The organism is Thermoactinospora rubra, from assembly GCF_002093975.1.
Lineage (GTDB): Bacteria > Actinomycetota > Actinomycetes > Streptosporangiales > Streptosporangiaceae > Nonomuraea > Nonomuraea rubra_A.
Map to the genome: position 1 here is coordinate 40,769 of NZ_MSZZ01000058.1, position 14,652 is coordinate 55,420.

Below are 14,652 nucleotides of genomic sequence, written 5' to 3' on the forward strand. Positions count from 1 at the left end.
TTTTGCGGATGGCGCCGACGGACTTCGTCCGCCTGTTTTGGCGGCACCGCCTCCTCGTCCTGGTGGCCCTCCTGCTCACCGGGCTGGCCCTGGCGCTGGTGGCGACGGCTCGTCCCGTCTACTACGAGTCCGCCGGAGTGTGGTACGTCGCCCCGGACGACGACTATCCCCGCAGCCGCCTGGAGAACTTCAGCCCCAGCCTGATCGTCATGGGCGAGCTGTCGGTCGTCACGCTGAGCGGTGACCGCGGCCGCAGGCTGGTCCGCGACCTGGGCGGCACCGCCGACTACACGGTCGAGCTCGTCAACCACGGCAACCTGGAGACCCCCTACCACGACCAGCCCTACGTGCTGCTGACCGTGACCTCGCGCGACCCCGAGGAGGTCAACGCGACCATGCGGGCGCTGGTCAACGCGCTCCAGCAGGAGGTGCAGGACCGGCAGGCCGCCATGGGCGCCCGCGAGCGCTGGCACGTGACCACGGAGGTGCTGACCCGCACCCCCGATCCCGTGACGCTGAGCGGCAGCCGCGCCCGCGCGCTGGGCGGGGTCCTCCTGGCCGGGCTGGTGGGCATGTGGCTGGCCGTGTCGTGGGCGGAGCGCCGCCGCGGCGGTGGCCGGCTCGTGCCGATCCAGCTGCAGGACGGTTGACCGTGGATCGATCCAATGCGAGGCTGACGACCGTGTCCCTGAGCGATGCCGTTGGATCGCCTCGCAGTCGGATCCGCCTGAGCTACTTGGACGGCATCAGGGCCGTCGCCGCGCTGTACGTCGCCCTCCACCACATGTGGCTGGGCGTGTGGCAGGGATACCCCGCCAACGACGGGCCGTGGTGGGTGGGCTGGCTGGCCTACGGCCACCTGGGCGTGGCGGTCTTCATCGTGTTGTCGGGCTTCTCGCTGGCCATCGAGCCGGGCAGGAACGACCAGCGGCTGGTCGGCGGCGCCCGGCGGTTCTTCAGGCGGCGGGCGTGGCGCATCGTGCCGACCTACTGGGCGGCGATCGCCTTATCCTGCCTGCTGTTGCTGGTCAGGGACGAGAAGATCCTCGGGCACGACGGCGCGGTCCTCGGCGAGCAGCCGGTCACGCTCAAGGGCGTGATCGTCCACGGGCTGCTGCTGCAGGACGTCATCGGCAGCGAGTCGCCCAACGGGGCCTTCTGGTCCATCGCCATCGAGTGGCAGATCTACTTCCTGTTCCCGATCCTGCTGGTGCTGCTCCGCCGTACCGGGCTGGCGGTGCTCGTGGCCTCGGTCACCGCGCTGGTCCTGGCCACCCAGCTGCTGGCCGTCAACGTCGCGCTGTTCGAGCCGCTGCTGAACCTGGTGCCGCAGTTCCTGGCCCTGTTCGTGTTCGGGATGGCCGGCGCCCAGGTGCTCAGCCGGCCACCGGGCGCGAGGTTCGCCCCGCTGGCCCTGGCGACCGCCGGGCTCGGCGCGGCCGTGCTCGTGGCCTGGTTCTGGGCCGCGGGGTCCGCCGCGGTCATCCCCCGCTACTTCTGGATCGACCTGGCCGTCGGCGCCCTCACCGCGCTGCTGCTCGCCGGGCTGGCCACGATGCGCTCCGACCGGCTGCGCGCCCTGTTCGAGGTGCGCTTCCTGCGGTGGACGGGCCGTTTCTCCTACAGCGTCTACCTGGTCCACGCGCCGATCCTGGGAATCGTCTGGCAATTCGGCGTCGTCCCGCTGGGTTTGTCGCCCGTGCCGGCGTTCCTGGCTATCGTGCTGGCCGGAACGCCCGCGATCATCCTCGGATCGTGGCTGTTCGCCCAGGCCTTCGAGGAGCCCGTGCTGCGCCACCGCAGCTGGGGCGCCCTGCGCGCCGCTCTCGTCACCCGGATCAAGGGCAGCCGTGAGCCCGCACCCGTCGCGGAGTGAAGTGGACAAGGGAGAGCCGACCATGCGGCGCACCGCCTCGCTGGTTCTGATCGTGCTGGTCGCCGTCCTCGCCGCGTGCACGGCGGAGCCGACCAAAGTACGGCAGGCCGATCCGCTCGCCCCCGGTCCCGTGCCGCCCACCACCCTGCCGGGCGGCTGGCCGGGCCCGGACAACACCGGGGTCCCGCCGGGGATCAAGCTGCGCAAGACCAAGTCCATCAAGGTGACCATCCCCGGCACCGTGCTCGACGGGCTGGAGGTCCACGGCGACATCGACGTCCAGGCGGACGACGTCATCGTCCGCAACGTCGCCGTGCACGCCCCGGAGGGCGAATGGGGCATCATCCAGCGCGCCGAGTACGGCGGTCTGGTCGTCGAGGACAGCGAGGTCTTCGGTGACGGCCGCAAACGCACCCAGTCGGGCATCCTCAACATGGGCGGGGAGCTGACCGTCCGCCGCGTGGACGTCCACACCATCACCGACGGCATCGTCACCAGCCAGGGCGTGGTCGAGGACTCCTACATCCACAACCCCGCCTTCTACGAGGGCGACCACTCCGACATGATCGTGAGCACGGGTGCGCCGCGGCCCGGCAGCCGGCTGGTGATCAGGCGCAACACGGTGATCAACACGCTCGGCCAGACCGGCGCCATCTCGCTGTTCCAGGACTTTAGCGTGCCCAGGGACGTCTACATCATCAACAACCTGCTGGCCGGCGGCGGCTACTCGCTGTACGGCGGGGGCGGCAAGCGCGGCACCGCGACCAACATCCACGTCGTGGCCAACGTCTTCAGCCGGCGCGTCTGGCCCAAGGGCGGCTATCACGGGCCCGTGGCGTACTGGGACGCCGGGGGCGCGGGCAACGTCTGGAAGGACAACAAGTGGGAGGACGGCAGGGAGGTGCCCTCATCGGGCCAGTGAGCGCGGCCGTTTGAAACCGGAATGTCTCATGCTGCATTTGGGGAAAATGAGGTTATATCCGCTATCGGATCGTTATGCTGCCGCGCGGGAAACGTTGCCGATCCCTAGGAGCACATCGTGCATGCGCGGCGCATGAGCCGGTTACAGCGGCTTCAGGGCAGGCGTAGGAGGAGGCGGGCGACCCGCCGTCTGATGATCGGGATCGTCGCCGCCGGGGTCGTCGCCCTCGGCGCCCCGCTCGTCTACTACGGCGCCTCCCCCGTGGCGTACTGGACCGAGTACCAGGAGGGGAAGGCGCGGGCGAGCCAGAAGGCGTGGACCCAGAAGACCCAGAAGACGTGGAGGCCGCGGCCGACCCCGACGCGCAAGCCCCGTCCGCGCTGGCGGCACACGCCGCAGCGACCCGCGCCGACGCCGACGTGGACCAGGGTGACCACGAGCCCGCGGCCCACCGTGACCGCGTCGCACGGGCCCATCACGCTCGAGCCGACGCCGGGCACCGTGACACCGTCACCGACGCCCACGAAGGTCACCCCGACCCCGACGCCCACGAAGGCCACGCCGACCCCGACGCCGACGAAGGCAACTCCCTCGCCCACACTCACCACGCCGACGCCAACCCCCACGAAGATCACGCCGACCCCGACGCCGACGAAGGTCACGCCCACCCCGGACCGCCCGACCGACCCGCCGCCCACCGGCGGCTTCCCGAACGCCGGCACCACCGGCCCGTCCCAGGGGACCAAGCTCACCAAGAGCGGCCCCCTGAAGATCACCAAGGACGGCACGGTCATCGAGAACCTCGAAGTCCACGGCGACATCGACATCTACGCCGACGACGTCGTCATCAGGAACACCCGGGTCATCGGGACCGGCGGCAACTGGGCCGTGCTCCAGCGCAAGGGACACTCGGGCCTGCGCATCGAGGACAGCGAGATCTCCGGCGACGGGCGCAACCGCACCCAGGTCGGCGTCCTCAACCAGGGCGGCATGCTGACCGTGCTGCGCAGCGACATCCACACGATCACCGACGGCATCTACACCGACCAGGGCGTCATCGAGGACAACTACCTGCACGACCCGGTGTACTTCGACGGTGACCACACCGACATGATCACCACCTCCGGCGGCCCGCCCAAGGGCGCCAAGCTGGTCATCCGCCACAACACGGTGATCAACACCCTCGACCAGACCGGCGCCATCGCCCTGTTCCAGGACTTCAGCGTCGTCCACGACGTCCTCGTCGAGGGCAACTACCTCGCCGGCGGCGGCTACTCCCTGTACGGCGGAGCCGGCAAGCTGGGCAAGTCGTCCAACATCAAGATCGTCGGCAACGTCTTCAGCCGTGCTGTCTGGCCCAAGGGCGGCTACTACGGCCCCGTGGCGTACTTCGACATGGACGGTCCGGGCAACGTCTGGTCGGGCAACGTCTGGGAGGAGACCGGCACCAGCGTGGCCGGGGGATGATGGCGTACGTTCGGGGACGACGAGGTCGGAGGTCGCCGTAAGTGGAACCGTTGGACATCGAGGGCGCCTGGGTGTTCACGCCCGCCATCCACGCCGACGACCGCGGCACGTTCCTGGAATGGTTCCGCGCGGACCGGCTGGCGGAGGCCACCGGCCGCGCCCTCGGCCTGGCCCAGGCGAACACCTCGGTCTCCAGGCGCGGCGTCCTGAGAGGCGTCCACTTCGCCGACGTCCCCCCGGGGCAGGCGAAGTACGTCACCTGCCTTAGGGGAGCCGTCCTGGACGTCGTCGTCGACCTGCGCGCCAGCTCGCCGACGTTCGGCCGCTGGACCGCCGTGGAGCTCGACGACGTCTCGCGCAGGGGCGTCTTCATCGCGGAGGGGCTCGGCCACGGCTTCCTGGCCCTCAGCGACGACGCCGTGATCACCTACCTGTGCTCGGAGCCGTACCGCCCGGCCAGAGAGCACGGTGTCCACCCCCTCGACCCCGACCTGGGCATAGCCTGGCCGGCCGGTGTGGCGCCGATCCTGTCGCCGAAGGACGCCGCGGCCCCCTCACTCGCCGAGGCCCTGGCCGCGGGCACGCTGCCCGACTACCGGGAATGCCTGGCCTTCTACGACAAGCTCAAGCTTCACCACACGTAGGTGGAGGTCAGCGAGTCCTCCGGCAGGTACTCGCCGATCTTGTTGGTCCTGAGCGCCTCGTAGAGCTTGGCGCTCTCGGCGGCGTCCAGCTTGACGACGCTGGCCCCCTTGACCGTGCCGACGCCCTTCATGGGGACGACCGTCGAGATCAGGTCCTTGGCGCGCACGTGGCGCAACTCCAGCGCCAGGTCGCGCAGCGTGCCCAGCGTCACGCCGGAGTCGACGCTGATCGACTTGGTGACCGCCTCCAGCAGCTCGTTGAGCGCGAGGGGATCGGTGAGCGTGCCCTTGCTGACCACCTTCTCGCCGAGCGCGCGGAGGAAGGCCTGCTGGCGCTTGATCCGGTCGAAGTCGCCGCCCGCCAGGTTGTAGCGCTGGCGGACGAAGTTCAGCGCGCTCTCACCCTCCAGGACGACCTTGCCCTGCTTCCAGGTGATCTTGCTGATCGGGTCGTGGACGGTCTGCATCAGGTGGAGCTCCACGCCGCCGATCGCCTTGGTGATGTCGACGAAGCCGCGGAAGTCGAGCGCGGCGAAGTGGTCGATGCGGACCTTGGTCAGCTGCTCGACGGTCTTGATGAGCAGCTTCGGCCCCCCGAACGCGTACGCCGCGTTGATCTTGTCCTTGCCGTGCCCGGGAATGGGCACGTAGGCGTCGCGCGGGATGCTGATCAGGTAGACACGCCTCCTGTCCGGCGGCAGGTGCACGATCATGATCGTGTCGGCGCGCTGGTGTCCCAGCTCCTCCGGCCTGCGGTCGGACCCGACGAACAGCCAGTTCTGCGCCGAGCCCGCGACCCTGGCCGGACGCTCGGGCTCGTCGGGGAAGACCTGGCCGATGCGCTTGATGTTGCTGTTGTAGGTGTACTGCCGCTCGAAGGCGAGGATCGTGAGCGCGGCGAGCGGGACCAGCAGGACGAGCGCGGTGACGATCAATAACTTGCGCCGGCGCGTGCGTGGACGCTCGGATGCGGCTTCTCCCTCTGTCACAGCTCGTCCCGTCGACGTGGCCGATGGTGGGGAAATGGTAGCCGACCGCCCCGATCGCCAGGAGCCGGGCCAAGCCGTACACACCGGGAAACGAGACGGCGGCCCGCGCCTGTCGGTGAGGGCGCGGGCCGCCGGTCCGGCCCGTGTCAGTCGATGCGCCAGGTGTCCCCGGCGTGCAGCAGCGCCCCCAGGTCGCCCCGGCCCTGCTGGGCCACGGCCTCATCCAGCTGGCCCTGCATGAGCGAGTCGTAGCTGGGCCGGTCCACCTGGCGGAAGATGCCGATCGGCACGTGCTCGAAGGCCGGCTCGTCCAGCCGCGACAGCGCGAAGGCCACCGACGGGTCGGGGTTGTGCGCGTCGTGCACGAGGATCCGGTCCTCGCTTACGCTGTCGCGCGGCACGACCTCCAGGCCGCCGTCCGCCCCCCGCACGACCGCCTTGGTGGCGCTCACGATCGGCTGCCCGTGCTCCAGCCGCAGCGTGATGTCGTCGCGCACCTCGGGGTCCTTCAGCGGCTCGAAGGCGTTGTCGTTGAAGATGTTGCAGTTCTGGTAGATCTCCACGAACGACGTGCCGCGGTGGGCGGTCGCCTCGCGCAGCACCGACTGCAGGTGCTTGCGGTCGGAGTCGATCGTCCGGGCGACGAAGGTGGCCTCGGCGCCCAGCACCAGGGAGATCGGGTTGAACGGCCGGTCCAGCGAGCCCATCGGCGTCGATTTGGTGATCTTGCCGAGCTCGCTGGTGGGGGAGTACTGGCCCTTGGTCAGCCCGTAGATCCTGTTGTTGAACAGCAGGATGTTGAGGTTGACGTTGCGGCGCAGCGCGTGGATCAGGTGGTTGCCGCCGATCGACAGCGCGTCGCCGTCACCCGTGATCACCCACACGCTCAGGTCGGGCCTGCTCGCGGCCAGCCCGGTGGCGATCGCCGGGGCGCGGCCGTGGATGGAGTGGAAGCCGTAGGTGTTCAGGTAGTACGGGAAGCGGCTGGAGCAGCCGATGCCGGAGACGAACACGATGTTCTCGCGCCGCAGCCCCAGCTCGGGCAGGAAGCTCTGCACCGCGGCCAGGATGGCGTAGTCGCCGCAGCCGGGGCACCAGCGGACCTCCTGGTCGCTCTTGTAGTCCTTGAGCGACTGCTTGCCCTCGGCCTTGGGAACGAGGGCCAGGCCCTTGCCGTTCACCAGCTCAGTCAGGTTGTCAGGCACTGTCGATCACGTCCTGGATGACTCCGGCCAGTTCCTCGGCCTTGAACGGAAGCCCGCGCACGCGGTTGTAGCCGATGACGTCCACGAGGTACCTCGCCCGCAGGATCATGGCCAGCTGGCCGAGGTTGACCTCGGGCAGCAGGACCTTGTCGTACTTCCTGAGGACCTCGCCGGTGTTCTTGGGCAGCGGGTTGAGGTGGCGGAAGTGCGCCTGGGCGACGTGGCCGCCCGCCTTCCTGATCCGGCGTACGGCTGCCGCGATCGGCCCGTAGGTCGACCCCCAGCCCACCACCAGCACGTTCGCCTCGCCCGAGGGGTCGTCGACCTCCAGGTCGGGCACGTCGATGCCGTCGACCTTGGCCTGGCGCAGCCGCACCATCAGGTCGTGGTTGGCCGGGTCGTAGGAGATGTTGCCGGTGCCGTCGGCCTTCTCGATGCCGCCGATGCGGTGCTCCAGGCCGGCCGTTCCCGGGATCGCCCAGGGCCGGGCCAGCGTCTCCGGGTCGCGCTTGTAGGGCAGGAAGGTCGTGCCGTCCTCGCCGTTGGGCGCGGCGGTGAACTCCTGGGAAATGTCCGGCAATTCGGAAAGTTCCGGCAGGCGCCACGGCTCCGACCCGTTGGCCAGGTAGCCGTCCGACAGCAGGTAGACCGGCGTGCGGTACTTGATCGCGATCCGGGCGGCCTCGAGGGCGGCGTCGAAGCAGTCGCTGGGCGAGCGCGGCGCCACCACCGGCACCGGCGACTCGCCGTTGCGGCCGAACAGCGCCATCAGCAGGTCGGCCTGCTCGGTCTTGGTCGGCATGCCGGTGCTCGGCCCGGCCCGCTGCACGTCCACCAGGATCAGCGGCAGCTCGGTCGCCACCGCCAGGCCCACCGTCTCGGCCTTCAGCGCCACGCCGGGGCCGCTGGTGGTGGTCACGCCCAGCGCCCCGCCGAAGGAGGCGCCCAGCGCCGCGCCGACGCCGGCGATCTCGTCCTCGGCCTGGAAGGTGCGCACGCCGAAGTTCTTGTGCTTGGACAGCTCGTGCAGGATGTCGCTGGCCGGGGTGATCGGATAGGAGCCGAGGAACAGCGGCAGCCCGCTCTGCACGCCGGCCGCGATCAGGCCCAGGGCCAGCGCCTGGTTGCCGGTGATGTTGCGGTAGACGCCCGGCGCCAGCTTGGCTGGCTTGACCTCGTACGACACCGAGAACGACTCGGTGGTCTCGCCGTAGTTCCAGCCCGCCTGGAAGGCCGCCACGTTCGCCTTGGCGATCTCGGGCTTCCTGGCGAACTTCGTCTCGATGAACTTGATCGTGTGCTCGGTCGGCCGGTGGTAGAGCCAGCTCAGCAGCCCGAGGGCGAACATGTTCTTGGAACGCTCGGCGTCCTTCTTGGAGATGTCGAAGTTCTCCAGCGCCTTGACCGTCAGCGAGGTCAGCGGCACCGCGTGGACGCGCCACTCGCTCAGCGAGCCGTCCTCCAGCGGATTGGTCTCGTAGCCGACCTTCTGGAGGTTGCGCTTGGTGAACTCGTCGGTGTTGACGATGATGTCGGCGCCGCGCGGCAGGTCGGGCAGGTTGGCCTTCAGCGCGGCGGGGTTCATGGCCACCAGGACGTTGGGCGCGTCGCCGGGGGTCAGGATGTCGTGGTCGGCGAAGTGGAGCTGGAAGCTGGACACGCCGGGCAGGGTGCCCGCGGGGGCCCGGATCTCGGCGGGGAAGTTGGGGAAGGTCGACAGGTCGTTGCCGAACTCCGCCGTGCCCGCGGTGAAGCGGTCGCCGGTGAGCTGCATGCCGTCGCCGGAGTCTCCGGCGAAGCGGATGATCACGCGGTCGAGTTGCTGAACCTGCTTGCTCACAGCTCAGACCTCCTCGACGCGCCGTGGGTACTGTCGCTGTGGCGCGTTGTCTATTTCCATGCTAGATCCTCGAAGGGGTCACACGTTTCCACACTGCCCAAAGCGGGTAAACGCAGTCTTTTCATTGGGCGACGAGAGAACGGGACCCTTGACAGAGCCCGGACGCGAGCCGACACAGGTCGACGTGCAGGCGGGCGACGAGGAGCGTTGGGGTCACGAGCGCCAACTATACGTCCCCCTGCCGCGTGGCTCAGTCCAGGGGGCCGGATGAGTACACCCGACCCGCCCGCATTCCGGCATCGCCGTACAACTCGGGAACGGTGACGAGCTCGAAACCCTTCCTGCGGAGCTCCTTGAGGATGGCCGCGACCGCCTCGACGGTCGTCCGGTGGATCTCGTGCATGCGGACGATGGCCCCCGCGTGCGCCTCCCCGACGACCTTCCGCACGATCTCGCACGGGGCCCTCTCGTGCTCGTCGCCGGCGTCGACGTCCCAGGTCACCAGTGCCAGGCCGAGCCGTTCGGCGACCGCCTCGGCCTCCCTGCCCGCGTTGCCGTACGGCGGGCGGGCCAGCGTGGGCCGCTCCCCGGTGGCCGCGGCGAGCGCGTCCTGGGTACGGCTCAGCGAGTCGGTGACGCGGCTGGAGGACAGTTTCGTCAGGTCGAGGTGTGCCCAGGTGTGGTTGGCGACCACGTGGCCTTCCCGGTGGATGCGGCGCACGATGTCCGGGTCGGCGGCGGCGTTCAGGCCGACCGTGAAGAACGTGGCCCTGGCGTGCTCCTTCCTCAGGATGTCGAGCAGGTCGGCGGTGTGGGGGCCGGGGCCGTCCTCGAAGGTGAGGGCGACGCACTTGGCGGTGGCGCAGTCGACGGCCCGGGAGGGCGGCGCGGCGAGGAAGCGGGGGACGGCCGAGGAGGGTGAGGGGGTCGCGGGGGTCTGCGCGAGCGGCGGGACGGCGGGCCGCAGGGCGGCCCGGAGGGCGGCGGCCTGCGCCAGCCGTCCGGTCCGCGACAGCAGCGGCAGTGCCTGCTCGGCCGACACGGTCACGGCCACCCGGCCCTGCGCGCACGCCGCCACCTGGCAGTCGTCGAACTCCACGACCAGGTCGCCGTCGGCGTTGAACGCCATCGAGTCCATGGCCTCGTCCGTGACCAGCGGGCGCGTGCCGGAGCCGGGATCGCCGATGCGCTCGCGCCTGAGCAGCTGGTCCAGCACCAGGCGCTTGACCGCCGGCAGGTCCTTGACCAGGCCCTTGGACGGGACCGCCTGCCCGCTGCCGCGGTCGTACCAGAGCGTGCGCAGGGAGTGGCCCCAGCCGCCGTCCGCGAACTCGCCGGTGCGCAGCCGTACTCCGATGACCTGGGGGGAGAAGGCGGCCAGCCGCCACTCCACGGTGAGCTCGGAGCGCAGGCCGCTGCCCCGGGTGCGTTCGCGGAACTCGGTCAGCTGCCGGTCGACCTCCTGGCGCAGGGCGCGGTTGAACGCGGGCACGTCGGCGAAGTGGGGGTAGAGCACATACGCTGAGTTCTCGTCGGTGACGGTCATGGGGGTCAGGCCCTGGACCGCCGCGGGCGCCACGAAGGGGATCCTCGTGGGGTCGGCGGGGACCGGCCCGTCAAGTTCGGGGGCTGGCGGGGTCACGCCGCAGCCGGTCAGGCCGGCGACGAGAAGTGCGATTCCTCCGAAGAACCGCTTTATATGCATGAATGGGACCTTAATTTCTGCCAAGAGTGACCTATGCCTGTTTTACGGTCTCTTGGGGTTAGGCGGCCGGTTATTTGGGGTACGAACAGTTACTTGTGAGATGCGTGGGGTGTCGCCTTCACTGACGTCTGGAGGCTGGGACCGGAGGCCGGCGAGGAGTTACGATCGCGCCATGGACGGCTACTTCGGCTCCTACCTGCTGGTCGCCGTGCTCCTCGCGATCGGCGTGGGCATCGTGGCCGTCGCGCTGCTCGCCAACCGGATGCTCCGCCCCTCCAGGCCCACCCCCGACAAGCTGCTCACCTACGAGTGCGGCGTCGACCCGGTCGGCGAGGGCTGGGCGCAGTCGCAGATCCGCTACTACGTCTTCACCTACCTCTACGTGGTCTTCGCGGTCGACGCCGTCTTCCTCTTCCCGTGGGCGACCGTCTTCGCCGCGCCCGGCTTCGGGATGACCACGCTCGTCGAGATGTTCGTGTTCCTGGGGTTCATTGCACTCGGCATCCTCTATGCCTGGCGTAAAAGGGTTCTGTCCTGGACATAGCGCTGCTATAAGTGACGGCCATGCCGCCCGTCGAGACATGCCCGGACTGCGCCGCGCCCATCGACCACGATCCCCGTGTCGCCCCGTGGTGCCCGGCGTGCGACTGGAACGTCCTCCCCGAGGGCCCCGCGGCCTCCGGCTGGATGGACCGCTGGCACGCGCGGCTGGCCCACGGCCTCCACGGCAACGCGGTCCGCGGCCGGGGCGGCCGGATCGCCAAGATCGCCAGCTATACGGTGGCCGTGCTCGTGCACCTGTTCACGGTGGCCCTCATCGTGGGCGGTGTCTGGCTCGTCACCCGGCTCCACGTCGTCGGCGTCGTCCTCGGCGTGGCGGCGCTGGGCCTGGCGTGGCTGCTCCTGCCCAGGCCCGGGCGGCTGCCCGAGGGCGAGCCGCTCGGCCGCGACGCCGCTCCCGAGCTGCATCGGCTGGTCGAGGAGGTGGCCGGCGCCATCCGCGCGCCCCGGCCGCACCTCATTCTCGTCAACGGCGAGGTCAACGCGGCCATCGGCACGTACGGCATGCTCCGGCGGCGCTTCCTGGTGATCGGCTACCCGCTCTGGATCCTGCTCGATCCCCAGGAACGGGTCGCGCTGCTGGGGCACGAGATGGGACACACGGTGAACGGCGACGCCCGGCACGGGTTCGTCGTCGGATCGGCCATGGCGGCGCTGGAGGAGCTGTGGCTCACCGCCCGGGACCCCGACGAGGGCGGCCTCGTCGAGATCCTCACCCGGGGCGTGATGTGGACGGCCCGGACGGTCGTCAGCGGGGTCTACCTGCTTCTGCTGATGCTCACGCTCCGCGCGTCCCAGGCGGCCGAGTACCGGGCCGACCGGCTCGCCGCCGAGGTCGGCGGCACGGAGGCAGCCGCCTCGCTCATGGACGGGTTCCTCGGCCGCCTGCCCATCGCGGCGGGATACCTGGAGACCTCGGCCCACATGGCGCGTGAGGACCTGTGGGGGTCCGTGCGGCGGTATGTGGACGCGGTGCCGGAGTCGGAGCTCGAACGGCGCCGCCGCGCCGCCCGGCTGGGCGACGTGCGCGTGGACGAGACGCATCCGCCCACGCACCTGCGTCACGACTTCCTGACGGCTCTGCCGTACCGGGAACCGCTGGTGCGGGCGGCGGCGATGGAGGCGATCGACCGCGAGCTGGAGCAGGTGGCGGCGCGGGTGGCGCGGGCGGCGGCGGAGAGGTCGCGGGCGGCGCTGTACGGCTAGTGCGGGCGGCCCTCTACTCCTCGTCGCGGCATCGCGGGACAATGGCCCCATGGCCGATCTTCCGATGCCCACGGTGGGGCCGGTCTCGCGGCTGGCCCCCAAGCCCATGCGGTTCATCCTGAACTGGGGCAGGCGGTACTCCCTGTGGGTGTTCAACTTCGGGCTGGCCTGCTGCGCGATCGAGTTCATCGCCACCTCGATGTCGAGGCACGACTTCATCCGGTTCGGCGTCATCCCCTTCGCCAACGGGCCACGCCAGGCGGACCTCATGATCGTTTCGGGGACCGTGACCGACAAGATGGCCCCGGCCGTCAAGCGCCTGTACGAGCAGATGCCCGATCCGAAGTACGTCATCTCCTTCGGCGCCTGCTCCAACAGCGGCGGGCCGTACTGGGACTCCTACTGCGTCACCAACGGCGTCGACCAGATCATCCCCGTCGACGTCTACGTGCCCGGCTGCCCGCCCCGGCCGGAGGCGCTGCTCCACGGCATCATGACGCTGCAGGAGAAGATCGCCGGGGAGCGGTTGAGCGACCGGTACCTCTGGGCGCGGGCGCACGGGGAGAAGGCGTGAACACAAGCATCGGCCAGGTGTCCGAGACGTTCGGGGAGAAGACGGTCGACGTCGAGCGCGGCGACTGGATCACGCTGCTGAGCCGGTGCCGGGACGAGGGGTATGAGTTCTTCGACTGGCTGACCGGCGTGGACGACCCGCCGGAGGGCTTCTTCGTCGTCGCGCACGTCTACAACCCGGCCACGCTCGACCGGCTGCTGCTGCGCACGTGGGTGCCGCGCTCCGATCCCACGCTGCCCTCGGCGGTCGGCGTCTACCGGGGGGCGAACTGGCACGAGCGGGAGACCTTCGAGATGTTCGGCGTGGTCTTCGAGGGGCATCCCCACCTGGTGCCGTTGCTGCTGCCCGAGGGGTTCGAGGGGCATCCGCTGCGCAAGGAGTTCATCCTGGCGGCCCGGGTGGCCAAACCGTGGCCGGGGGCCAAGGAGCCGGGGGAGGCGGCGCCGTCGCGCCGCAAGGTGCTGCCGCCCGGTGTCCCGCCCGACTGGGACGCGCCCAGCTCGACCTCCCTGCCCGCGCCCAGCCTGGCCCTGCGGGAGGGCGCGGAACCGGCGGAACCAGCGGAGCCAGCGGAGTCGGCGGAGTCGGTGGAGTCGGCGGGGGAGTCCGATGGCTGAGTTCCTCGACATCCTCCTGCGCTTCGTCGTCATCCTGTTGATCTTCCTGCTCCTCCCGCTCATCGTCGGCCAGACCGAGCACAAGGCCATGGCGCACATGCAGTCCCGCCTCGGCCCCATGTACGCCGGTCGCTTCCACGGCTGGGCCCAGCTCATCGCGGACGGGGTCAAGTTCGCCCAGAAGGAGGACGTCATCCCGGCGGCGGCGGACCGCCGCGTGTTCATGATCGCGCCCGGCGTGGCGCTCGTGCCGTACCTCCTCGTGCTCATCGTCATCCCCCTCGACCGCGACTTCGTGGGCGTCGACCTGGACCTCGGCCTGTTCTTCGCGCTCGCCGTCATGGGCGTGGGCGTGCTCGGGGCGATCATGGCCGGGTGGGCGTCGGCCAACAAGTTCTCGGTGCTCGGCGGCATGCGGGCGGCCGCCCAGCTGATTTCCTACGAGCTGCCGCTGGTCCTGTCCGCCTCCTCGGTCGCGATGGCCGCGGGCACGCTGTCGCTCCCGGGCATCGTCGAGGCGTGGCAGTGGTGGTGGCTGCCCTGGCAGGCGATCGGCGCCTTCGTGTTCTTCGTCGCGGGCCTGGCCGAGCTGCGGCGCCCGCCGTTCGACATGCCGATCGCCGAGTCCGAGATCATCATGGGCCCGATGACCGAGTACACGGGGATGCGCTTCGCCCTGTTCATGCTCGCGGAGTACGTCGGGATCGTCGTGCTGGCGTTCCTGACCACGGTGCTGTTCCTCGGCGGCTGGCAGGGGCCCCTGCTGCCCGGCTGGATGTGGACGCTGGTCAAGGTGTTCGCGCTGGCGTTCGTGGTCATCTGGCTGCGCGTCAGCTACCCGCGGCTGCGCGAGGACCAGCTGCAGAAGCTGGCCTGGGCCGGGCTCGTGCCGCTTGCCCTTCTCCAGCTGGCGATCACCGGGGTGGTGAAGGTGCTCGTTTAGCCGGTCCGCGGAACTTTATGCCGCCTTTATCCGTCAGGACCTGACAGGGGGCCGGATCGAGAGGTTTTCATGCAGGATGCGGGCAAAGGGGAAGTAGGCACAG

The 14,652-nt window shown here is 69.9% G+C and carries 15 protein-coding genes; 10 read left to right on the forward strand and 5 right to left on the reverse strand.

Features of this window, described 5'->3' with window-relative positions; genetic code table 11:
* Nucleotides 1–8: 8 nt before the first annotated feature.
* The 5 genes from BSB02_RS33145 to rfbC all read left to right on the forward strand — a co-directional run bounded on the left by BSB02_RS33145 (nucleotide 9) and on the right by rfbC (nucleotide 4,909).
* Nucleotides 9–650, forward strand: coding sequence for a hypothetical protein (locus BSB02_RS33145; protein ID WP_084964937.1), 642 nt, complete (start codon nucleotides 9–11; stop codon nucleotides 648–650).
* A gap of 86 nt (nucleotides 651–736) precedes the next feature.
* Nucleotides 737–1,876 carry an acyltransferase family protein gene (locus tag BSB02_RS33150; protein ID WP_240506868.1) on the forward strand — a complete coding sequence of 380 codons (1,140 nt, stop codon included), beginning with the start codon at nucleotides 737–739 and terminating at the stop codon, nucleotides 1,874–1,876.
* A 22-nt stretch (nucleotides 1,877–1,898) separates the two neighbouring features.
* On the forward strand, nucleotides 1,899–2,798 hold the full coding sequence (locus BSB02_RS33155; protein ID WP_143591467.1) for a right-handed parallel beta-helix repeat-containing protein: 900 nt from the start codon (nucleotides 1,899–1,901) through the stop codon (nucleotides 2,796–2,798).
* Nucleotides 2,799–2,990: 192 nt separating this feature from the next.
* Entirely contained in the window at nucleotides 2,991–4,265 is a 1,275-nt protein-coding gene (locus BSB02_RS41700; protein ID WP_206185023.1) for a right-handed parallel beta-helix repeat-containing protein, read from the forward strand.
* Nucleotides 4,266–4,306: 41 nt separating this feature from the next.
* Nucleotides 4,307–4,909 (forward strand): dTDP-4-dehydrorhamnose 3,5-epimerase, encoded by a 603-nt coding sequence (gene rfbC, locus BSB02_RS33170; protein WP_084964940.1) that lies wholly within the window; start codon nucleotides 4,307–4,309, stop codon nucleotides 4,907–4,909.
* On the opposite strand, the gene BSB02_RS33175 is transcribed toward rfbC, so the two are convergent.
* The 5 genes from BSB02_RS33175 to BSB02_RS33190 form a co-directional block, all read right to left on the reverse strand.
* Nucleotides 4,897–5,898 (reverse strand): LCP family protein, encoded by a 1,002-nt coding sequence (locus tag BSB02_RS33175; RefSeq protein WP_143591470.1) that lies wholly within the window; start codon nucleotides 5,896–5,898, stop codon nucleotides 4,897–4,899. The genes rfbC and BSB02_RS33175 overlap by 13 nt on opposite strands.
* A gap of 146 nt (nucleotides 5,899–6,044) precedes the next feature.
* Nucleotides 6,045–7,103: a 2-oxoacid:ferredoxin oxidoreductase subunit beta gene (locus BSB02_RS33180; RefSeq protein ID WP_420855903.1), complete on the reverse strand. Its 1,059-nt coding sequence runs from the start codon at nucleotides 7,101–7,103 to the stop codon at nucleotides 6,045–6,047.
* On the reverse strand, nucleotides 7,096–8,943 hold the full coding sequence (locus tag BSB02_RS33185; RefSeq protein ID WP_084964942.1) for a 2-oxoacid:acceptor oxidoreductase subunit alpha: 1,848 nt from the start codon (nucleotides 8,941–8,943) through the stop codon (nucleotides 7,096–7,098). The genes BSB02_RS33180 and BSB02_RS33185 overlap by 8 nt, the downstream gene beginning before the upstream one ends.
* 121 nt (nucleotides 8,944–9,064) lie before the next feature.
* A complete protein-coding gene (locus BSB02_RS43710) occupies nucleotides 9,065–9,160 on the reverse strand; it encodes a putative leader peptide (RefSeq protein ID WP_420855904.1) in 96 nt (31 codons plus the stop codon).
* Nucleotides 9,161–9,193: 33 nt separating this feature from the next.
* Nucleotides 9,194–10,648 carry a polysaccharide deacetylase family protein gene (locus tag BSB02_RS33190; RefSeq protein WP_143591472.1) on the reverse strand — a complete coding sequence of 485 codons (1,455 nt, stop codon included), beginning with the start codon at nucleotides 10,646–10,648 and terminating at the stop codon, nucleotides 9,194–9,196.
* A gap of 172 nt (nucleotides 10,649–10,820) precedes the next feature.
* On the opposite strand from BSB02_RS33190, the gene BSB02_RS33195 reads away from it, so the two are divergent.
* From BSB02_RS33195 to nuoH, 5 genes are read left to right on the forward strand one after another with little or no spacing between them, the layout of a single operon-like run.
* Nucleotides 10,821–11,192 (forward strand): NADH-quinone oxidoreductase subunit A, encoded by a 372-nt coding sequence (locus tag BSB02_RS33195; protein ID WP_084964944.1) that lies wholly within the window; start codon nucleotides 10,821–10,823, stop codon nucleotides 11,190–11,192.
* Nucleotides 11,193–11,212: 20 nt separating this feature from the next.
* Nucleotides 11,213–12,415, forward strand: a complete 1,203-nt coding sequence (locus BSB02_RS33200) for a M48 family metallopeptidase (protein WP_084964945.1) — start codon at nucleotides 11,213–11,215, stop codon at nucleotides 12,413–12,415.
* 49 nt (nucleotides 12,416–12,464) lie between these two features.
* Nucleotides 12,465–12,989, forward strand: a complete 525-nt coding sequence (locus BSB02_RS33205) for an NADH-quinone oxidoreductase subunit NuoB (protein ID WP_084964946.1) — start codon at nucleotides 12,465–12,467, stop codon at nucleotides 12,987–12,989.
* On the forward strand, nucleotides 12,986–13,606 hold the full coding sequence (locus BSB02_RS33210) for an NADH-quinone oxidoreductase subunit C (RefSeq protein ID WP_240506870.1): 621 nt from the start codon (nucleotides 12,986–12,988) through the stop codon (nucleotides 13,604–13,606). Before BSB02_RS33205 ends, BSB02_RS33210 begins: the two co-directional genes overlap by 4 nt.
* Nucleotides 13,599–14,549 (forward strand): NADH-quinone oxidoreductase subunit NuoH, encoded by a 951-nt coding sequence (gene nuoH / locus BSB02_RS33215; protein ID WP_084964947.1) that lies wholly within the window; start codon nucleotides 13,599–13,601, stop codon nucleotides 14,547–14,549. The genes BSB02_RS33210 and nuoH overlap by 8 nt, the downstream gene beginning before the upstream one ends.
* The last annotated feature ends 103 nt before the right edge of the window (nucleotides 14,550–14,652 follow it).